The organism is Gardnerella vaginalis ATCC 14018 = JCM 11026, assembly GCF_001042655.1.
In the GTDB taxonomy this organism is placed as follows: domain Bacteria; phylum Actinomycetota; class Actinomycetes; order Actinomycetales; family Bifidobacteriaceae; genus Bifidobacterium; species Bifidobacterium vaginale.
Map to the genome: position 1 here is coordinate 1,209,618 of NZ_AP012332.1, position 20,809 is coordinate 1,230,426.

At 46.8% G+C, this 20,809-nt stretch carries 22 protein-coding genes; 11 read left to right on the forward strand and 11 right to left on the reverse strand.

The window, feature by feature from the left end:
- Positions 1–30 precede the first annotated feature (30 nt).
- Genes sufC through sufB form a run of 3 tightly spaced genes read right to left on the reverse strand, consistent with a single transcriptional unit; the run spans position 31 to position 3,694 of the window.
- Positions 31–807 carry a Fe-S cluster assembly ATPase SufC gene (gene sufC / locus GAVG_RS04720; RefSeq protein ID WP_004113429.1) on the reverse strand — a complete coding sequence of 259 codons (777 nt, stop codon included), beginning with the start codon at positions 805–807 and terminating at the stop codon, positions 31–33.
- A 2-nt stretch (positions 808–809) separates the two neighbouring features.
- The gene (sufD, locus tag GAVG_RS04725; protein WP_009994879.1) at positions 810–2,105 is read right to left on the reverse strand and encodes a Fe-S cluster assembly protein SufD; all 1,296 of its coding nucleotides are present in this window, start codon (positions 2,103–2,105) and stop codon (positions 810–812) included.
- Positions 2,105–3,694: a Fe-S cluster assembly protein SufB gene (gene sufB / locus GAVG_RS04730; protein WP_009994877.1), complete on the reverse strand. Its 1,590-nt coding sequence runs from the start codon at positions 3,692–3,694 to the stop codon at positions 2,105–2,107. Before sufB ends, sufD begins: the two co-directional genes overlap by 1 nt.
- Before the next feature lie 232 nt (positions 3,695–3,926).
- Here sufB and GAVG_RS04735 point away from each other — a divergent pair, with 232 nt between their 5' ends.
- Together GAVG_RS04735 and GAVG_RS04740 are read left to right on the forward strand one after the other, a co-directional pair.
- On the forward strand, positions 3,927–4,190 hold the full coding sequence (locus GAVG_RS04735; protein WP_004113434.1) for a type II toxin-antitoxin system RelB/DinJ family antitoxin: 264 nt from the start codon (positions 3,927–3,929) through the stop codon (positions 4,188–4,190).
- Positions 4,183–4,443: a Txe/YoeB family addiction module toxin gene (locus GAVG_RS04740; protein WP_004113436.1), complete on the forward strand. Its 261-nt coding sequence runs from the start codon at positions 4,183–4,185 to the stop codon at positions 4,441–4,443. The genes GAVG_RS04735 and GAVG_RS04740 overlap by 8 nt, the downstream gene beginning before the upstream one ends.
- Positions 4,444–4,452: 9 nt before the next feature.
- Here the strand turns inward: GAVG_RS04740 and GAVG_RS04745 are convergent, their stop codons facing one another.
- The 6 genes from GAVG_RS04745 to coaD form a co-directional block, all read right to left on the reverse strand.
- A complete protein-coding gene (locus tag GAVG_RS04745; protein ID WP_009994874.1) occupies positions 4,453–5,526 on the reverse strand; it encodes a tyrosine recombinase XerC in 1,074 nt (357 codons plus the stop codon).
- Positions 5,527–5,568: 42 nt separating this feature from the next.
- On the reverse strand, positions 5,569–6,465 hold the full coding sequence (gene rnc / locus GAVG_RS04750; protein ID WP_004117354.1) for a ribonuclease III: 897 nt from the start codon (positions 6,463–6,465) through the stop codon (positions 5,569–5,571).
- A gap of 110 nt (positions 6,466–6,575) precedes the next feature.
- Entirely contained in the window at positions 6,576–6,770 is a 195-nt protein-coding gene (gene rpmF / locus GAVG_RS04755; protein ID WP_004113441.1) for a 50S ribosomal protein L32, read from the reverse strand.
- Between the two features lie 123 nt (positions 6,771–6,893).
- Positions 6,894–7,538 (reverse strand): YceD family protein, encoded by a 645-nt coding sequence (locus GAVG_RS04760; RefSeq protein WP_009994870.1) that lies wholly within the window; start codon positions 7,536–7,538, stop codon positions 6,894–6,896.
- A 2-nt stretch (positions 7,539–7,540) separates the two neighbouring features.
- Positions 7,541–8,470: an SPFH domain-containing protein gene (locus GAVG_RS04765; protein WP_009994869.1), complete on the reverse strand. Its 930-nt coding sequence runs from the start codon at positions 8,468–8,470 to the stop codon at positions 7,541–7,543.
- A gap of 73 nt (positions 8,471–8,543) precedes the next feature.
- Complete coding sequence (gene coaD, locus GAVG_RS04770) at positions 8,544–9,113, reverse strand: pantetheine-phosphate adenylyltransferase (RefSeq protein WP_014554409.1); 570 nt, start codon at positions 9,111–9,113, stop codon at positions 8,544–8,546.
- 319 nt (positions 9,114–9,432) lie between these two features.
- Here coaD and GAVG_RS04775 point away from each other — a divergent pair, with 319 nt between their 5' ends.
- Complete coding sequence (locus GAVG_RS04775) at positions 9,433–10,842, forward strand: nicotinate phosphoribosyltransferase (RefSeq protein ID WP_009994867.1); 1,410 nt, start codon at positions 9,433–9,435, stop codon at positions 10,840–10,842.
- On the opposite strand, the gene GAVG_RS07445 is transcribed toward GAVG_RS04775, so the two are convergent.
- Positions 10,839–11,186, reverse strand: coding sequence for a DUF3039 domain-containing protein (locus GAVG_RS07445; RefSeq protein ID WP_004113460.1), 348 nt, complete (start codon positions 11,184–11,186; stop codon positions 10,839–10,841). The genes GAVG_RS04775 and GAVG_RS07445 overlap by 4 nt on opposite strands.
- Before the next feature lie 139 nt (positions 11,187–11,325).
- Between GAVG_RS07445 and cysS the strand changes: the two genes are divergently transcribed.
- The 7 genes from cysS (at position 11,326) to trmD (ending at position 18,661) form a co-directional block, all read left to right on the forward strand.
- A complete protein-coding gene (gene cysS / locus GAVG_RS04785; protein ID WP_009994866.1) occupies positions 11,326–12,915 on the forward strand; it encodes a cysteine--tRNA ligase in 1,590 nt (529 codons plus the stop codon).
- A gap of 72 nt (positions 12,916–12,987) precedes the next feature.
- Entirely contained in the window at positions 12,988–14,688 is a 1,701-nt protein-coding gene (ffh, locus tag GAVG_RS04790; protein WP_004117337.1) for a signal recognition particle protein, read from the forward strand.
- A 25-nt stretch (positions 14,689–14,713) separates the two neighbouring features.
- Positions 14,714–15,784 (forward strand): endonuclease/exonuclease/phosphatase family protein, encoded by a 1,071-nt coding sequence (locus tag GAVG_RS04795; RefSeq protein WP_009994865.1) that lies wholly within the window; start codon positions 14,714–14,716, stop codon positions 15,782–15,784.
- Between the two features lie 723 nt (positions 15,785–16,507).
- Positions 16,508–16,969: a 30S ribosomal protein S16 gene (rpsP, locus tag GAVG_RS04800; protein ID WP_004114571.1), complete on the forward strand. Its 462-nt coding sequence runs from the start codon at positions 16,508–16,510 to the stop codon at positions 16,967–16,969.
- 2 nt (positions 16,970–16,971) lie between these two features.
- Entirely contained in the window at positions 16,972–17,205 is a 234-nt protein-coding gene (locus GAVG_RS04805) for an RNA-binding protein (RefSeq protein ID WP_004113470.1), read from the forward strand.
- 8 nt (positions 17,206–17,213) lie between these two features.
- Positions 17,214–17,798 carry a ribosome maturation factor RimM gene (gene rimM / locus GAVG_RS04810; protein ID WP_009994861.1) on the forward strand — a complete coding sequence of 195 codons (585 nt, stop codon included), beginning with the start codon at positions 17,214–17,216 and terminating at the stop codon, positions 17,796–17,798.
- Between the two features lie 32 nt (positions 17,799–17,830).
- The gene (gene trmD / locus GAVG_RS04815; RefSeq protein ID WP_009994860.1) at positions 17,831–18,661 is read left to right on the forward strand and encodes a tRNA (guanosine(37)-N1)-methyltransferase TrmD; all 831 of its coding nucleotides are present in this window, start codon (positions 17,831–17,833) and stop codon (positions 18,659–18,661) included.
- 382 nt (positions 18,662–19,043) lie between these two features.
- On the opposite strand, the gene GAVG_RS04820 is transcribed toward trmD, so the two are convergent.
- The gene (locus GAVG_RS04820; RefSeq protein WP_004117328.1) at positions 19,044–19,625 is read right to left on the reverse strand and encodes an RsmD family RNA methyltransferase; all 582 of its coding nucleotides are present in this window, start codon (positions 19,623–19,625) and stop codon (positions 19,044–19,046) included.
- Between the two features lie 225 nt (positions 19,626–19,850).
- Between GAVG_RS04820 and uriH the strand changes: the two genes are divergently transcribed.
- Positions 19,851–20,789, forward strand: coding sequence for a uridine-preferring nucleoside hydrolase UriH (gene uriH / locus GAVG_RS04825; RefSeq protein ID WP_004113476.1), 939 nt, complete (start codon positions 19,851–19,853; stop codon positions 20,787–20,789).
- The last annotated feature ends 20 nt before the right edge of the window (positions 20,790–20,809 follow it).

The following is a 20,809-nucleotide window of genomic DNA, read 5'->3' on the forward strand; positions in this document are numbered from 1 at the left end:
TTTAGACACGCCGCTTATGCAATCGCAGATTCACGCAATCGCAGATTCGCTGGCACCTTCTGGCAAATACTTGTCGTATCCTTCTTCTTCCAACTCGTCTGCAAGCTCCGGTCCTGCCGTCTTTACAAAGTGACCTTGCGCAAAAACGTGAACAATATCTGGCTTAATGTACTTTAGGATTCGCGTGTAATGCGTAACCATCATAATTCCCAAACCAGTGCTTTCTTTGGCGCGATTTACGCCTTCCGAAACAATTCGCAAAGCATCCACGTCTAGACCAGAATCCGTCTCGTCTAAAATCGCAAACTTTGGCTTTAAAATCTCTAGTTGCAAAACTTCCGCGCGCTTTTTCTCGCCGCCCGAAAATCCCTCGTTTACAGAACGAGATGCAAACTTTGGGTCCATTCTTAAGCGCTTCATTGCTTCGTTAAGCTCTTTAACCCACGCGCGCAAAGTCGGAGCTTCGCCGCTCACTTCTGTTTTTGCTGTGCGCAAAAAGTTCGTCATCGAAACACCAGGTACCTCTACCGGGTATTGCATCGCAAGAAACAGCCCAGCTTTTGCGCGCTCGTCTGGAGTCATCTTCAAAATATCTTCGCCGTCTAGAAGCACCTGACCCGAATCCACTTCGTACTTTGGGTGACCTGCCAAAGTGTATGCGAGAGTAGATTTTCCAGAGCCATTCGGACCCATAATCGCGTGCGTTTCGCCAGAATTAACTGTAAGATTTACGCCCTTTAAGATTTGCTTGCGCCCCTCCTTTGTTTCTACAGACGCGTACAAATCCTTGATTTCTAAAGTTGACATGTTTATCTCCTATTCTTCGGTTGCTGGCGATTTTCCGCATTTACAGATTCTGCGGCTGCTTGCGATTCTTCCGTCTTAGCTAAACGCCTCTCAATCGCAGCCATCAAATGATCTACGATTTGCGGCACGCCAATCTCATCAATAAGCTCGTTAAAGAATCCGCGCACAACAAGCTTTCTCGCATCCGCTTCGCTCACGCCGCGAGATTGCAAGTAAAACAGCTCCTCGTCGTCGAATCTGCCGACAGAACTTGCATGACCTGCGCCAATAATATTTCCATTTTCAATTTCTAGATTTGGCTCCGAATCGGCAATCGCGCCAGGAGTTAGCACCAGGTTTCTGTTCAACTCGTACGAATCCGTGCCTGGAGCTTCTGGCTTAATAAGCGCGTTTCCAACCCATGTAGAATGCGCTCCCTTGCCGTAAAGCGCGCCCTTATACACTACTCGCGACTTGCATTCTGGGTGATTGTGCACAACCATCGTACGATGCTCAACATGCTCGCCTGGATCCACAAAATACATGCCAAGCATGTTTAAATCGCCCTTTTCGCCACCAAAATCCTGATCCATGCGGATTCGCACAACGTCTCCGCCAAGCGTGACCATTGTGTGACGAAGAGACGCACCCTGCCCAACGTGAATCCTATGATTTCCAACGTGTTTGCTGCCTGAATCCCACTCTTGAATGAACGTTGTAGAAACATGCGCGTTATCTCCAAGAATGATTTCTACGCCTTCAGCAAGCTTTGCAACTCCTGTGTGTTCTACGATAATATCCGCGTTTGTGTAAGAATCGGCTTCAATCACTAAGTGCAATGCGTCGAGTGATTTCGCAGCGTCTAGCGATTGCAAGTTGTTTCCGTGAATTTGCAATATTATTGGCTTTGTAACTTCGCCACAAACATGCAAAACGTACGCCGACTTTGCAGAATTCCACGCAACAGCAGCCACGCGATCCGAAGGCTTCATCTCTGTATGCGGAGCCTCGTTTTTAGGCAAAATTTGCATCGTTACATGCGAATCGCCATCAACACCTTTTAGCTCCACAGCAACGTTGTTAGACGGCTTAAAACTATCAAAAAACTCGGAAATTCGCTCAACTGGAGTGTATCGCCAATCTTCCTGCTTCCTAGTTGGAATCGTAAAGTCTTGCACGTTAAAAGAGCGCACGGATTTATCTGCACTAGAAGGCATTGCAGCAGGAACCGCGTAAGGATCATTAGGGTCTGCTACAGGAATATTAATTTCTTTTTCCGTCATTTTATTGCCTAAATTCTTTTTCAGATCTTCGCTCATCACCCCACGGATCCTTCCATTTGCAATTCCACAAGACGATTAAGCTCCAGAGCATACTCCATCGGCAGCTGGCGACTAATCGGCTCCACAAAGCCGCGCACAATCATGCCCATAGCCTCTTTTTCTTCCAGCCCACGGCTCATCAAATAGAAAAGCTGATCCTCAGAAACCTTAGAAACAGTGGCCTCGTGAGCCATCGAAACGCTATCTTCGCGCACGTCAACATGCGGATAAGTGTCGGACCTTGAAAAATCGTCAACAAGCAACGCGTCGCACACAACTGAAGAGCTAGAGCCGCTAGCGCCCTTAACAATCTTCACAATACCGCGGTAAGCCGAGCGACCTCCGCCGCGCGAAATCGACTTAGCAACAATCGTAGAACTCGTGTGCGGAGCCAAATGAATCATCTTCGCACCCGTATCTTGGTACTGACCGCGGCCCGCAAAGCTCAAAGACATGGTTTCTGCTTTTGCGTACGGCTCAGCAAGAATGCATGCAGGATACTTCATAGTAGCCTTGGAGCCAATGTTTCCATCAACCCACTCCATTGTGCCGCCTTCGCGCACGTAAGCTCGCTGAGTTACCAAGTTGTATACGTTATTTGACCAATTTTGCACGGTTGTGTAGCGCACGCGCGCATGCTTTTCTACAACAATCTCAACGTTTGCAGCATGGAGTGAGTCCGTGGAATAGATTGGAGCTGTGCAACCTTCAACGTAATGCACGTACGATCCTTCGTCTGCAATAATCAACGTGCGCTCAAACTGCCCCATGTTCGGCGTGTTAATGCGGAAGTAAGCTTGAAGCGGAATATCTACGTGCACTCCTTTTGGCACGTACACAAACGATCCGCCACTCCAAGCCGCTGTGTTAAGAGCCGCAAACTTGTTGTCGTCAACTGGAATCACAGTTGCAAAATACTTTTTTACAAGCTCTGGATACTTTTGAACTGCTGTATCCGTATCAACAAAAATCACGCCTTGAGATGCTAAATCCTCGCGAATCGAATTGTAAATAACTTCCGACTCATACTGTGCCGCAACGCCCGAAACTAAACGCTTTTTCTCCGCTTCTGGAATGCCAAGCCTATCGTAAGTTTTGCGAATGTCTTCTGGCAAATCATCCCAAGTTTTCGCTTGATCGTGAACTGGGCGCACGTAGTATTTAAAATCGTCTGCGTCAAAACCGCTTAAATCCACTCCCCAATCAGGCATCGGCTTTTGCAAAAACGCGCGGTAGCCTTGCAAACGAAGGTTTAGCATCCACTCTGGCTCGTGTTTGTCGGCGGAAATTGCGCGAACAACCGACTCGTCAATGCCCTTCTTTGCAGCTTCGCCTGCCGCATCCGAATCATGCCAGCCGTAATTGTACTCGCCAAATTCAGCAACAATCTGCTCGTCTTGGCGAATTTTATCTTCGTTTACGCGAGCGCGATCTGCCACGTACTGGCTCATTTCAACGTCTGCCGCGCTGGATTCTGAAATACTGGATTCTGCAGAATTAGACTCTTCAGTACTAGACCCGTTTTGATTCGCTGCATTCTCGTTCAATGATGCGCTTGATTCAGGCTTATTTGAATCATCAACCACTGTTTTACCCTCCTATCAAGCTTATAAATCGATTATACATTTAGCCACGCAACGCACGCTCCGAGATTTTTGACTTTGCGCGATTTTGCCACCATTTTGCCACCAAACGTGACTCAAATCACATCTTTGTATTCTCTGTATAAACCTTGTCTGTATAAATGAAAATAAAGAAAAATACTTTATTTTTTATTGCATTTTTATTAAAATCTTATTTAGAAAGGTGGTAATTTAGATGACAACAAATACAGTGAACATTAATTTCAAGCTAAATGCAGACGATAAACGACTTATGGAAAATGTTTGCCGAGAACTAGGGCTTTCAATGAGTGCAGCATTCACAATATTTGCTAAGAAAGTTGGAAGAGAACACAGAATACCATTCGAAGTTTCAGCAGATCCGTTTTACAATCCGGAGAATATAAGTCGTCTTAAAAAATCCATAGCACACATGGAAGAAACAGGCGGCACTATACACGAGGTTCCGCTCGATGATTAAAGCCTGGACAGATGAAGCGTGGGAAGACTTTGAGTACTGGTCTAAGCAAGATAAGAAAACTCTTAAGAGGATCCTTCAGCTTCTTAAAGATATTGATCGCAACGGATATAACGGCATAGGTAAACCAGAACCTCTGAAAGGTGATTTTTCTGGATACTGGAGTAGACGGATTGATGACTGTAACAGAATAGTTTACCGAATCGATGGAAACATAATGAGAATAGTTCAGTGCGGTTCACATTATGATAGATGATCGCAAAATCTACGCACGCGGGAAGGCTTGCGAGTAACGCTGTTTAAGAGCCTGAATAGAAACGTGCGTGTAGCGCTGCGTTGTGTTAAGCGACGAATGCCCCAAAAGCTCCTGAACCTCGCGAAGGTCCGCTCCCCCGTTGAGCATATGCGTTGCAGCACTGTGACGAAGCGCGTGCGGCGCAACGTCTGGCACGTTTGCAGCAGCTGCAGCCTCGTGAACAATGCTCCTAACAATGCGCTGGTCAATGCGCTTTGCTCGCACGCCCAAAAACAACGCTTGCGAGCTTGCGGCAGATTTTTCTTGCAGCGCACTTCTCCCACAGTCAAGCCACTTTTTACACGCTTTCGCAGCAGGAACACCGAATGGTACTACACGCTGCTTGTTTCCCTTACCTGTAACTTTTACAGTGTGATTTTCAAAATCCATATCTTGCACATTAAGACCCGTAAGCTCCCCCACACGCATGCCCGTGGCATATAAAAGCTCTAAAATCGCAGCATTTCTGAGTGCGATTACATACTCTTGTTTCGTTTTTGTTTGAGATTTTATTTTAGATTTTATTCGCATTTTTATTTGCGACTTTAGTGGTGTATTTTCTTGATGCTCGGTTGCTGGCGACTTATCCACAGCATAATCTTCAGAACGATCCTCAGCACAATCCAATAACTTTTCCGCTTGCGCCTCGTCTAAAACCGTAGGAAGCTCATTAACAATTTTAGGTGTATTAAGAATTTGCGCAGGATTTGCGCTAATCAAACCAACGTGTGTAGTCCATGCAAAAAAGCCGCGCACAGCCACTACTTTGCGAGCCAAACTAGAGCGCGCGTGATTCTTATTAAGCCAATACATCCATTGACGCAGAACGCTTGTAGACACAGAATTTAAATCAGAAAGATCGTTTACACCACACCATTCAAGGCATTGCAAAACATCTACCCTATATGCGCGAAGAGTGCGACTTCCAAGGCCTTTATTTGAACGCAAATAATCAATATACCGATCGGATAAGTCGGAAGCTTCCGTTGACGATACCAAACCATCGTCAAATAATAAATCATTATTATTACGACTGCTAGCCATAGAACCGCCTCAAATCGCCTATATCACAGCAATCAGAAAGCTCTAATTACCGCTTTCTCCGCTAGACTTACGCCTTCTATCCAACACGTGCCAAGCTTTATCTGCAGCAGCAAGCTGAGCCTTGCGCTTGCTAGAGCCATCCGCCTCACCCAACAGCTCGTCGCCGCTTTCGTGTGCCAAAACCGCGCGCGCATGGAACACGGGCGCATAATCTGGGCCAGAAACCGACATCCTATATTGCGGCTCGTCAAGCCCCATCTCGTGCGCCAAAACCGTAAGCGAAGTCTTCCAATCCAGAGCAGGACCTTCTGTAAGAACCTCCGCCAAAGTGTCGTCAATCAAACGATGCACTACAGCGCGCGCCTCGTCAATGCCATGCTCAACAAAAGTCGCGCCAATAAGCGCCTCAACAATATCGCACAAAATCGAGTCTTTTTGAGCGCCGCCATGCTCCATCTCGCCATGACCCAAAAGAATATACGGTCCAACGTGCAACTTATCTCGCGCAACCGCGCTCAAAGCCCACTCCGAAACAGCCTTAGCGCGAAGCTTAGCCAACTGACCTTCCGTCATATCTGGGTGAGCAGAAAACAGCGTTTCTGTAGAAACAAGCTCCAAAACAGCGTCTCCCAAAAACTCTAGACGCTCGTAGTTTTTAGTGCCTGGATGCTCGTGCGAAAACGAGCGATGAGTGAGCGCCTCAACAAGTAAATCTGGCGAAATCGTAGTACCGAGCGCGCGTAAAAGCTCCTGAGTAGGGTCACCATCATGAGTATGTCCGTCTTTAGAACGCGTAACACCTATGCTGCTAGTTCTAGCATTTTCTGGATGATTTGGGTTCTGATAATTGCGATTTTGAACGTCATTTTTTACATCATCTTGAATGTCATGCTGATCTTTTGTATTGTTCCCACTCATATTTTCAACATTATAGCGCATGCGTTGAAGTCGTTGATTTACAACCTCATGCAATTTCAAGCTCAATAAAAGCGTGCAAAAACACAAGAACCCTGCCACCCGTCGATGGCAGGGTTCTTTTAAAATACAACCTACTTGGTGTGCGCAGAGCGAATTGCTTCGCGATACACGCGACCGCGGAAGTTACCGCAGGTTGGGCAAGCCATGTGAGACAACGCTGGCGAACCGCAGTTCGGGCAGGTAATAGTCTGCACGGCAGAAGCCTTCCAATTGGCGCGACGCGAATGAGTATTAGCGCGCGAGGTCTTGTACTTTGGCAGTGCCATAATCTTTCCTCTATTTCGTTCAACCGATTGAGCTTAAGCGTTCTGTATATTACAGCAAGCGCCATACATTATTCAGAATCGCACTACATGGCAGGTCGTCGCGCACTACGTAATTAGTGTAAATCAGCAGCGATTTTGCGAGTTTTCAAGCTTTTGCTTAAGTCCCTCAAGCGCCGCAAAACGAATATCCGTAATATCGTGATGATGATCTGGATGCTCGTTCAAGTTTTCTCCACATTGCGAGCAAAGGCCCTTGCAATCTGGCTCACACAAAGGTTTAAGCGGCAGCTCGCTAACCATTGTGTCCCTAATAAATGCCTCGATATCAGCAAAGTCGCCTCCGCCAACCAGTGGATACACGTTTCCAGAATCGTCGCCCTCGTCCCAAATATCAGCATCTTCTAAATCATCATTATCGCCATTAGATCTATTAAATTTGGAATTATTGGAACGCGCACCACCCTTGCTTTCCACCTGTGCAAAGAACGCGCACACATCGACGCTCCAATCCCTATGCAACGGCATCAGGCATCTAGAGCACTCTGCGTGTACGCGCGCTGTAATCGTACCCTGGAACATAAGCCCATCCACTACGGAATCAAAGTTGCAGTCTACTGTAACATCGCTCCCTGGCTTCACGCCAATAACGCTGTCTCCTATACCTTCTGGCGCCGGGAAAACGCGATGCAATTGCATGCTACTTCCTGCTCGTGCCGCCATTTGCGCAACTGGTACCGCCCATAAAGACTGGGAGGGATGCGATGCCATTTTTAGTTCCTTTCTTCGCTTTCGTTTACAACTTCTCCATTAACTTGTCTGTTAATCTCGTCTTGCACATGCGCCGCCGCACGCCTGCGTTCTTCTAGAACTCGCTGACCTGCTTGAACATCCTGCTCTAGCTTGTCTAACTGCTGTTTTAAACCTTCCATAACCGTAGCACTGTACTGATCTGCACCACGCGTGAGTTTATCAGCCTTTGCCTGCGCCTCGTTTACGATTCCTTGCGCCTGATTTCTTGCAATGGCGACCACGTTTTCTTGCCCAGCCAAGAATTTAGCTCTCTCTTGTGCTTCTTCAATCATCTGAGCAGCCTGGCTTTGCGCAGAGCTTACGATTGAATTTGCTTGAGCCTGAGCTGTGCGCAAGCGCCTCTCTGCCTCTCGCATTAATGCACTCGCGCGCTCAAGTTGCACTGGTAGCATGTCTTTTAACCTAGATAAGTAGTCGCCGAATTCTTCGCGATCAATCTTTGCCATTCCAGCAGAAAACAGCACGCCTTTTGCTTCATTTAATGTGGTTTCCATTGTGTCGATTATGTCGTAAACTGTTGTGAATTCTTCACGCGACTTTGTTCGCACTTCTTCGCTTACTGTTTGCGGATTAGCGGCTTTAAACACGTTTTCTTTTTCATCTTCAAATTCTATTGCACCACCGTCTTCGCGTTCACGCAAATCTGGCATTGGGAACAAGTTTTGCGCATTATCGCCAGCAGCCGCAGAATCAGCAGAAGAATCGCCAGCAACCGTAGAATCGCCAGCACTATCATCCTTAGTTTTATTTGCCGCAGGCACTGCGTCGTAAGCTTCAAAAGCAGCACTGGGCGAATCATCGTTGTTTGCAATCACTGGATTTAATGGCAACTTTTGGCTGCGATTTGCCGATACTTGGCTTTCCATTGTGTCGTCTTCGTTTTCGCTCATTTTTTCTCCTTCGCTAAGTAGCTGCTCTCTGTTTCTCCTAATAATTTTATTTTATTATTTTAATTTTATGACTTTATTGTACGTATTTTTGTGATATTGCAATTGTTTTAGAAAAAACGTTCTGTAAAAGTGGAACCACATTATCTGGCACCATTCCCGAAACGTCTCCGCCGTGACGAGCAACATCTTTTACAACGGAGCTAGAAACATGTTCCAAAATAGGGTCTGCAGGCAGGAACATGGTTTCTATCCCAGCAAGCTTGCGATTAACCAGAGCCATTCCAAGCTCCGCCTCATAGTCACCATTTTGGCGCAATCCTTTAACTATTACGGTTGCGCCGACTTTTTTGCAATAATCTGTGATAAGACCATCTGTTGAGGCAACAACTATTTTGCACGCTGGCGACTGTGCTGCTCCGCATAAAGGTGGAGCAAATTCCCCGACTGGAAAATCATTTTTTAGGTTTTTAACAGCATTGCGAATAATATCCACACGCTCCGATTCGGAAAACATTGGCGTTTTTGCCGCGTTAACAGCTACCAAAACATGCACTTCTTTAAAGAGATGCGTACAACGTTGTATCACGTCTAAGTGTCCGGCTGTAACGGGATCGTAGGAGCCTGGGCAAACAGCTATAGTCATGCTTTTAGATTACCACGAATCTGACACGAGTCTGACACGAATCAGGCATGAGCTAGACATAAGCTAGACATAAGCCTATTTTTCCTGATTGTGTTTCTTTTTCCCCGCGTTTGTTCCCATATTTGACGTTTTGATAAACAAACACGGGCAAAATACGCAGCTCGAAGTCGTCGATTCGCGCGGCGAAAAATCGAGAATCCCCACGCACTAATAGTAGATAGGCGTAGGACTATGATTGGCTGCAGGTAAAAGTCGCTTATAAAAGTCGTAAAGAACGCGCTTTAAGTTTGATTACTAAAATCGCAAGAAAGGATTGAAAATGCTTGATTCTTTTGATTTCTCAAAGTCCGAAGCAAAGTCTGAAGTAAAGTCTTACACAAACTCTTCCGTACTCATGACAGACATGTACGAGTACACAATGCTCGACGCAGCACTAAAAGACGGAACAGCAAATCGCAAATGCGTTTTTGAGATTTTTACTAGGCACCTTCCTCAAGGCCGCCGCTACGGAGTGGTAGCAGGCACAGGCAGAATCCTAGAGGAGCTAGCGCGATTCCACTTTAGCGACGATGACTTGCGATTTTTGCAAGACCGCAAAATTGTAAGCAAAGACACCATTAAATGGCTAGAAAACTACCATTTTAGCGGCAAAATCCGCGGTTACAGAGAAGGCGAAATGTTCTTCCCAGATTCGCCGATTTTGCAAGTTGAAGGCACTTTTGGCGAGTGCACGTTGCTAGAAACGTTGCTACTTTCCGTGCTTAACTACGATTGCGCAGTGGCGAGCGCCGCCGCACGCATGGTTTCCGCGTCTGCTGGAAGGCCGTGCATGGATATGGGTGGCAGGCGCACAAACGAGTGGTCGGCTGTGGCTGCTTCTCGCGCGGCGGTAATCGGCGGTTTTAAAGGCACGGCAAACCTGCTTGCGGCAAAGCTTTACGGGCTTAAGGCGATTGGAACGGCCGCGCATTGCTTTACGCTTGTGCACGATTCGGAGCGCGATGCCTTTGAGTCACAAATTGCAGCACTCGGAAAAGGAACAACGTTGCTTGTAGACACATACAACGTAGAAGAGGCTGTTAAAACCGCCGTGCAAGTTGCTGGTGCAGATCTTGGCGGTGTGCGCATTGATTCGGGCGATTTGTGCGTTATGGCTCGTCGCGTTCGCGCTCAGCTCGATGCGTTGGGTGCTAAAAATACTAAAATCACGGTTACGAACGATTTGGACGAGTATGCGCTCGCATCTTTGCAAAATGCGCCAGTTGATTCCTACGGCATTGGAACAATGCTTGTTACAGGTTCGGGCGCGCCTACTTGCGCAATGGTTTATAAGCTTACGGAGCGCGAGGGCGCGGATGGAGTTATGCAACCTGTTGCTAAGAAGTCTAAGAATAAGGCGACTGTTCCAGGGCGTAAGCTTGCGTACCGTTCCTACGATTTTAGCGGCGGTGCAAATGGCGGCGTGGCTAGCAATGGCGTAGCCGATTGTGAGCATGTAATTTCTGGCTCGGAGAGTGTCCTCGCGACTTTTAAGCCGCAAGATTCTTGGGAAGATTTGCTAGTTGACTACGTGCAAAATGGCGAATTTAATACGGAGTTTATGGGTCATGACGCAATTATGCGAGCACAGGACTATTGTGCTAGAGCACTTAGCAGACTTCCGATTTCTGCTCAAAGTCTTATGCGTGGCGACCCTGCTATTCCTACAGAAATCAACGTTTTAGGCTAAAAGCCCAGATTGTTCATCTCTTCGTAGATTTTTTTGCACTCTGGGCAAACAGGATAGTCGTTAGCTTCGCGCTTTGGAATCCATACTTTTCCACACAGTGCTACAACTGGGCGGCCAGTCAAGCGCGATTCGATTACGCGATCCTTGGAAACGTAGTGTGCAAAGCGGTCTGCGTCACCGCCATCGTCCATTCGTGCTGATTCATCTACCTCTGGCTTTTCAAGTACGCTCGTGCTTGTGCTAGACCCAGAATCTGGGAGGCTTTGTGAATCGTCTTCCATAACAGCGTTCAAATTAGCAGCGTTTGGATCTTCGCTATACTTTGAATCATTTGAAAACGTCATTGCATCCCTTTCGTACAAATCGCGCTTTGTTGATTGCGACTCATGTTTATACAAGCATAAGTCATAATCGCAACAAATACTCGAATCGACAACCTCGAGCTTAACGCGTGAGTTATTAGCTAAACATATAATTGAGATTATGCTTGAAAATACGAACAGAACTCTTACAGCAGCAGCGGCACGATTGCGCCTATATAACACAGCAACGCACAACACTAGCGGGTTTACAACAGTTACTCCTGGCCACGTTGGCATGTACGTGTGTGGCGCAACTGTGCAAAGCTCACCTCATATAGGTCATATTCGCGCAGCAATCGCCTTCGATGTTGTTCGCCGATGGCTTTTGCGCCTTGGCTACACTGTTACTTTTGTTAGAAATGTTACAGATATTGACGATAAAATCATCAAAAAAGCTAGCGAAAATGGCCAAACATGGTGGCAGCGCGCCTACATTTACGAGCGCGAGTTCACTAAAGCTTACAACACTCTTGGCGTTATGCCGCCTACTGTGGAGCCGCGCGCGACTGGTCACATAAACGATATGGTGGAGCTTATACAGCGCTTGATTAATCGCGGACACGCATACGCAATAACAGACGCGAATGGCAATCCTACTGGAAACGTGTATTTTAGTGTGCCAAGTTGGCAAGATTACGGCGCGCTAACGCATCAAAATGGTAATTCAGACGGCAGCAATAGCGACGACAAATCCAGCAAAGCCGACAAATACAATCCAGTTGACCCTGCTGACGCAAGCCCAGATAAGCATGATGCTCGCGATTTTGCACTTTGGAAAGCACCTTGCGATTTTGACCAAAAAGACGCGCGCTGGAACACGCCGTTTGGAGCAGGACGCCCAGGTTGGCACATTGAATGCTCAGCAATGAGCCACCGCTATCTTGGCGATTCCTTCGACATTCACGGCGGCGGACTAGACTTGCGCTTCCCACACCACGAAAACGAGATGGCACAAACACTCGCTGCTGGATGGAAGAGTGCAAACGTGTGGATGCACTCCGCGTGGGTTACATCTAAGGGCGAAAAAATGAGCAAATCCCTTGGAAACGGTCTTTCTGTTCCATCTGTTTTAGCTCAAAAATCCGCGTGGGTCGTGCGATACGCGCTAGGCGGCGTGCAGTACCGCGCAATGCTTGAGTGGTCGGATCAATCTTTGACCGAGGCACAATCTGCTTATGATCGCATATCTAACTTCCTCGAGCGCGCAAATCGCGTAATCGAAAATCAGCCAGATTATGCGGAAGTTCAAAGCGTTGATGCAGATAATCTTCCAAAAGATTTTACTAAAGCTATGAACGACGATATTAACGTTTCGGGCGCGTTGGCTGCGATTTTTACTGCGATTCGCTCTGGTAACGCGCTTTTGGATGACTATGCGCAAAATCAAAACGAAAATCAAAGCAACGGCATTAAAAGCCTTATTAAGACTTGTGTTTTGCAAGTTCGTGCAATGCTAGACACTCTTGGACTAGACCCTTATTCTCCACAATGGCGCAATCTGTCGCAAAAATCGCAAGATTTAGGTGCGAATAATGGCGCAAGCGCGGAGCATAAGGTTCTTGAATCTTTGATTGCAAATCAGCTTGAACAAAGGGCTATTGCACGCGCAGCTAAGGATTTTGCACGCGCAGACGCGATTCGCGACTCTTTAACCGCCGCTGGCGTTGTAATCGAAGATTGCGCACAAGGGTCATCGTGGCATTTGTCTTAAGTAAAAGCAATGTAAACATGATAAAAAGCAATACAACAAAACATTCCAAACAACCTGTAGAATAGAGCAATTATGGCAGCATTTAGTTCGTTAACAGAAAGACTTTCTGGCGCATTCAAACACTTGCGCAGAAAAGGGAAATTATCCGACGCAGACATCGACGGCACGATTCGTGAAATTCGTCGTGCGCTTTTAGACGCAGACGTAGCTCTAGATGTTGTGCGATCGTTTACTGCTAAAATTCGCGAGCGCGCACTAGGCGAGGAAGTTTCTAGCGCACTGAATCCTGCTCAGCAAGTTGTGCGAATTGTAAACGACGAGCTTACAAACGTTTTGGGTTCAGGCGTTGATAGACCGCTGAATTTTGCAAAATATCCACCAACTGTAATCATGCTTGCTGGTTTGCAAGGCGCTGGTAAAACAACGCTCGCTGGAAAGTTGGGCTACTGGCTTAAGGATTCGGGTCATACGCCTTTGCTTGTTGCGGCGGATTTGCAACGTCCTAACGCTGTTACGCAGCTTGAGGTTGTTGCAGAGCGTGCAGGTGTGGCGATTTTTGCGCCAGAGCGAGGCGTGCAAAGTGACGGCGGCAGCGAAGTTGTTTCGGCTGGTTTAGCCACTGGGGACCCTGTTAAAGTTGCGCGAGATTCTATTGACTACGCGCGCGCAAAAATGTACGACACGGTTATTATCGATACCGCTGGTCGCCTTGGCGTGGACGATGCTCTTATGCAGCAGGCGCGCGAAATTCGCGATGCTGTTAATCCGCAAGAAATTCTGTTTGTTATAGACGCCATGATTGGTCAGGACGCTGTTCGTACGGCTCAAGCTTTTAACGAGGGCGTTGACTTTACGGGTGTTGTGCTTTCTAAGTTAGATGGCGATGCACGAGGCGGCGCTGCATTATCTGTTGCAAGCGTTACGGGAAAGCCGATTTTGTTCGCCTCTACTGGCGAAGGTTTGAAGGATTTTGAGATTTTCCATCCAGATAGAATGGCTTCAAGAATCCTCGACATGGGCGATATTCTAACGCTTATTGAGAATGCGCAAAAGCAGTTCGACGAGGAAGAGTCTCGAAAAGCTGCCGCTAAAATATCTGAAGGAACTTTTGGACTAGACGACTTTTTGGATCAGCTTCAGCAGGTTAAAAAGCTTGGTTCTATGAAGAAGATTCTTGGTATGATGCCTGGAATGGCAGCGCACAGACAGGAACTTGAGCAGTTTGACGACCGCGAGATAGACCGCACAGAGGCGATTATTCGTTCGATGACGCCTAAAGAGCGCAAAGACACCAAGATTATTGATGGTTCTAGGCGCGCGCGCATTGCAGCTGGCGCAGGCGTTCCAGTTTCTGCAGTGAATGCGCTTTTGCAACGCTTTGAGCAAGCAGCTAAAATGATGAAGCGCATGAGCAATGGCGGCGGCGCAGGAATGCCTGGAATGGGCGGAATGCCTGGGTTTGGCGGTCCTGGCGGAAAGTCGAAGCGTAAAGACAAGAAGAGCAAGAAGAAGGGCGGAAAGTCTGGTAATCCTATGCGTCGCGAGGCCGAGGAGCGCGCTCTTAGAGAACGCTTGTCTGGAAATTCTTCTGCAAATAGTGCAAATGATGACGCGAATGGCGAGTCTGCTTTTATGAAGAAGAAGCAGGATTTGCCTAATAATTTGCCAGAAAATCTTCAAAATCTTATGAGTGGCGAAGGCGACTTTGCTGACGAAATGCCTGATTTACCGCCTAATTTGGGCGGCGGACTCGCAGGTCTTTTCGGCAGATAACGCGAATAATACGAATAATCAGTAGATGATTTACGCTATTTTACTTGCGATTTTACTTGTTGCACTTGTTTTGCTTCTAGCTTGGCAGCTACTTAGGTGGCTGCCAGCTGGAGCGGATAGACTAAAGCCACTGCCATATGTTATTGCATTGCTTCCAATTGCACCGTTTTGCGCTGCGCTTGGGCTAGTCGTCAGCGCTGTGGCTGCAGTTGCAACACGATCGCAAAATGAATTTTATAAATCTTATTTATTTTTGTGCGTAGCATATGCGCTGTTATTCGTAATCTCTTTAAAATCGTATACGCCGTATTGGGCAGTAAGATTGCGGCGAATAAAACAGGAAAAATCGCCAGAATTATCACTAGAAAAATCGAGAGAAATCCGCGTTATGACGCTTAATTGCAGATATGGTCGCGCAAACGCAAGTCAAATAATAAAGTTAGCAAAAACGCATAAAATCGATACGATTCTTTTACAAGAAGTAAGCAAAAAACTTGTAAAAAACCTTGAAAAACTTGGGATTAAGCGCGATTTTGCACATGTGCAATTGGGAAGCGCGAACGGACATGAAAATGGCGGCTTTAACGCGATTTATACGCGACTAAGCAATGTTAAATCTTTTGGTAAGTCTATTAAGATTGATGCAGCAAACGTTCCAATCGTTACGGCGGTTACTCGCGACTCATCCGCGGAAAATCTTTTAATAACATTCGCTTCGGCGCATCCAAAGTCGCCTATGCGCGGATGTGCGGCTTGGAGCAGCGGAATAATGGCGCTTGCAAAAATCGGCGAAAATCACAATGAAAACAACGTCAAAGACGTCAAAAAAGTCAAAATAATCGGCGGAGACTTAAACTCTACTCCAGACCACCCAAGCTTTAGAGCGCTACTAAAATCAGGCTTTTTAGACGCATCAATGCAAATCGGCAAGCGACTAAAGACTTGGCCAACGTGGCAAAAATGGCCGAATCTTGCACTTGACCATGTGCTAGTAAAATCAACAGGATGCAACGCTATAGCCACAGAGCAACGCGCGATTCGCGTGGATGGAAGCGACCACTTTGCGTTAATCGTTTGCGTTTCAATCCACATCTAGTCACCGCCTTCTTCGCGCGAATAACTATGCTCTTTGCATACAATACCCCACTAAGTCAGGTAGAGATTCGAGATTTTTCGCAGCGAATGAAGCGAACCTCAGCATCTTTGATGGTGATTCGCTGAAGTAGCAAGAAAAATCGAGAATCTCAGGCGATTAAGCTATACGCAATTGTTCAAGAATGTAAGAGGGCTGGGTGATTCTTGGTCGAACAGTATAAGAGCGGCAGCCGATACCAAATAATCCAAATGATCAACCACTACAAACAAACTTCAACCAAAAACAAAATAAAAGCCAAAACGGAACAACCGCAACACCAGACAACACGCAAGAGGCAGAGCGTTGTGCGAATCGACGACTTCGAGCTGCATAATGCGCGAGAAGTCACCTCGATTCGCTGAGCCGCTTAAACGTAAAGTCCAGTGGACTTTACGTGCGTCGAAGGCGTGAGCGCGATGTAACGCGCGAGCGTAGAAACACCCAGCCCTCACGCAACGTTAAGCAAGGAAAAGACGCCCACGTCTTAGCCCGAATTTGTAGCTCAACACGCCAGTTTGAGCAACATTCTTGGCAAAATGCTTAGTCCACGCAATCAGTCATAATAGAAAAGTTATTCGCGTGAATCGAAGCCCTCTTATCGACCACGCGAGGAACAGTGGAACTCGCAAGGAGTGCCCCACACCCGAGCGAAATTCTACGACTCTAGTTATAAGGAGAGCCATTTTGGCAACCAAGATTCGTCTTAAGAGATTGGGCAAGAAGTTCTACGCCTTCTATCGCGTTGTAATTTCTGATTCGCGCAACAAGCGTAACGGCAAGTCCATCGAAGAGATCGGCATCTACGATCCAAACAAGCAGCCATCTTTGATTCAGATTAAGTCTGACCGCGCACAGTACTGGCTTGGCGTTGGCGCACAGCCAACCGAACCAGTGTTGAAGCTGCTAAAGATTACTGGCGATTGGCAGAAGTTCAAGGGTCTTGAAGGTGCAGAAGGCACTTTGAAGACTGGCGAAGCTGGTCCAGACGCACAGGCTCGCGTTGAGGCTGTAGAAGCCGAAGCTCAGAAGCTTAAGGCTGCTAAGTCCGAAGCCGCTGCAAAGGCTCAGGCTGCTGCAGAAGCCGCTAAGAACGAAGCTGAAGAAGCTCCAGCAGCAGATGCTGAAGCCGAGGAAAAGGCTGAGTAATTATGCTGGCTCAAGCTGTGGAACATCTCATTAAAAACATCGTTGATTTTCCAGATGACGTGTCCGTGCGTTCTCATGAAAACGCTCGCGGCGAACTCTTGCGCGTGCGCGTAAATCCAGAAGACATCGGTAGAGTTATTGGAAGAAACGGTCGTACCGCTAATGCCATTCGCGTTGTTGTACAGGCTCTAAGCCGCCACAACGTTCGCGTAGACATTATGGACGTACGTAAGTGAGATTGAACGTGGCTAAAAACCAACTTTTTGACAACCCTCAGCAAGGTTCAAACAACCTACTGAGGGTTTGTCGTATTGGAAAAGCGCAAGGACTAAAAGGCGAAGTCACTGTCCAAATTTTTACCGACGAACCTTATGAGCGCTTTAAAGCAGGCAATGTGCTTTACACGCAAGACGGCGAGCGCGAGTTTACAATCGAGTCTGCGCGAACGTTTAAAAGCCGTTGGATTTTGCTTTTTGAACAAAGTCTAAATCGCAACGATGCAGAGGCCTTAAACGGTTTAGAGCTTTACACTAAGGCTCAAAGCGCGCAAGAGTTAGAGCAAGAAAATGCTTGGTATATTAAGGATTTGGTGGGTCTTAGCGCGCGCATTTGTGAGAATAATTCACTTGGAGTTGCGCCGCGTGAAATCGGCAAAGTCGTAGACGTTATTGATGGTGCTCAATCATTGCTTAAAATCCGACTTTCAACTCCTGTTGGCGATGATAAAACTGCGCTAGTGCCTTTCGTTCAAGCACTGGTTCCAGAAGTTAATCTTAAAGAAAAATATTTAACTTTAGATCCTCCAGGTGGATTAATCCCAGGAATCTAAAACACATGATTTAAGCTTAAAGGCTTTATAAAATGCAAATCGACATAATCTCCGTGTTCCCTGAATATTTTCGCATGCTAGATTTGAGCTTGCTTGGTAAAGCGCAAGATAATGGCTTGCTTAAAATCAACGCGTATAATCTTAGAAAATGGACGCATGACGTTCATCAATCGGTTGATGATACGCCAGTTGGTGGCGGCGCTGGAATGGTGATGAAGCCAGAAGTGTGGGCGGAATGCCTTGATGAGCTGCTTTATAATGGAGATGACGCCGATAATGACGATAACAAAGCCGATATTGGCGATAACGGCACAGTTCTAATCCTCCCAAACCCTTCTGCCCCACTGTTTTCGCAAAAAGACGCTACCCAATTAGCAAGCGCAAAGCGACTTGTATTTGGGTGCGGACGCTACGAAGGCTATGACGCGCGAATCCCAGAATACTATCAATCGCGCGGAGTAGATGTGCGCGAATATTCCATTGGCGACTACGTTCTTAACGGCGGCGAAGTGGCTGTTAGCGTTATGGTAGAGGCCATTACGCGCTTGATTCCAGGCTTTATGGGTAACCCAGAGTCGATTGTTGAAGAGTCGTACACTGGCGCGGATGCGATTCTTGAGCATCACCAATACACTCGTCCCACAACTTGGCGCGATATTAGCGTGCCTGCGATTCTTACTTCGGGCGACCACACTAAAGTGGATCGCTTCCGCAGAGATGATGCACTAGCGCGCACGAGCCAGATTAGACCAGATTTAATTGAGAAACTTGATTGCAAGTCGCTTAGTAAGCAAGATAGAAAAACGCTGATTAGCCTTGGGTGGGAGGTTTCTGGCGATTCGCCAAAGCGCGCCAACCTGTAAAATTTAGCTGCGCTAGCGCGATTTCTTACTTGATGTTGCGTGAGGGCTGGCTAATTCTTGTCTCACAACGCTCCGCCTCTTGCGTGTAGTCTAGAGTTGCGGTTGTTCCGTTTTGGCTTTGATTTTGTTTTTGGGTTGAGGTTTGTTTGTAGTGGTGGCTCATTGGATTATTTGGTATCGGCGCCGCTCTTATATTGTTCGACCAAGAATCACCCAGCCCTCTTACATGCTTGAACAATTGCGTATCACTTAATCACCGAGATTCTCGATTTTTCTTGCTCTCTCGGCGAGTCACCACCTTCGGTGCTGAGGCTCGCCTCGATAGCGGCGAAAAATCTCGAATCTCTACCGCACTTGGTCACGCTCTAAACGCGAATAAAGGTCAATTAGTAGATTGAATGAACATAACAGCAGTTTCGCCATAGTTGCGCGTGTCGAAAATCTCCCACCCAGCACAAATCTTAGGCGCAACACTGCGCGCGCTACGCTCTAAAACAATAAGCGTGTCAGCTGCGGCACTTACAACGCCCTTACTGACCATATTCTCAATCAAAAGCTCAACTTGCTCTGTCTCTAATGCGTACGGCGGATCCACAAACACCAAATCGAACGCTTCACCGCTGTAGTCTTGTACGAACTGCTCTGCGCGTCTTTTATTTACGCGAGCGCTTAAATCTTCACTCCACGCGCCTTGACTTTGTAGTACTTTAACAGTTTTTGTTATTAACGCCGCCGCAGCTGCGTTCGCTTCCACGCACACGAGTTCTCTTGCGCCCCTAGAAATCGCTTCTACACCTAACGCCGCTGTGCCAGCGAATAAGTCGAGTACTCGAGCACCATCGCATACTCCCCATGAGTCGAGCCTAGAAAAAATCGCCTCTTTTGTGCGATCTGTTGTTGGTCTTGTACATGACTTTGCAGCGCATAATGGCGTGCCTTTAAATCTTCCTGCAATTACGTGCATGTTTTAAGCATATCATTTTAAATTACTTAGACTTGTGTCGAATTTTGTTATTGATATACTTGGAACGGTCATTTGTTTATTTATATAAACAAATGTTGCTTAGCACTGGTTTCTGACGATTTATCCCAAACTACGCTAAACAATGAAGTTCGCTAAAAAGCCTAAGCATAAAATATATAAATCCCAACTACAACTGACATATAACTAAACAACTAAGGAGCTAAAATGACCACAATCATTCTAGATTGCGATCCAGGTCATGACGACGCTATGGCTATTCTGCTAGCGCTTGGCAATCCAAACATTGATTTGCTTGGTGTAACAACAGTCGGCGGAAATCAAAGCCTAGAAAAGGTGACTTACAATGCGCGAGCAACTCTAGAAATGGCACATGCTACAAATATCCCTGTTCACGCAGGCTGCGACCGCCCAATGATTCGTCCTCTAGAAGTTGCTGCTGCTGTTCACGGAGAAACCGGCCTGGATGGAGTGACTTTGCCAGAGCCAACTCGTCCTTTAGATGAGGGACACGCAGTAAACTGGATTATTGACACAATAATGAGTCATGAGCCAGGCACGATCACACTTGTACCAACTGGACCTCTTACAAACATAGCTATGGCAGTTCGCTTAGAGCCACGAATCGTTAGCCGAGTTAAGGAAGTCGTTCTCATGGGCGGCGGCTATCACGTTGGCAATTGGAGCGCAGTTGCAGAGTTTAACATTAAGGTAGATCCTGAAGCCGCTCACGTTGTGTTTAATGAAGATTGGCCTATTACAATGGTTGGTCTTGATTTAACTCATCAGGCACTTTGCACTCCAGAAGTACAAGCTAGGATTGACGCTATCGGTACGCCTCTTTCTGCTTTTGCAAGCGGATTGATGGACTTCTTCCGTAAGGCATACAAGAACAACCAAGACTTTATCGACCCACCAGTTCATGATCCTTGCACGGTTGCATATTTGATAGATCACAGCGTTGTACAAACTCGCAGATGCCCTGTAGACGTTGAGATTAAGGGAGATTTGACGCTTGGCATGACGGTAGCAGATTTGCGTGGACCAGAGCCATCGGCTGACAAGTGCCATACTCAAGTGGCAACTAAACTCGACTTTAACAAGTTCTGGGATTTGATTATTGACGCTTTAAAAGAATTGAAATAATTGAGGTAATTGAAAATAGA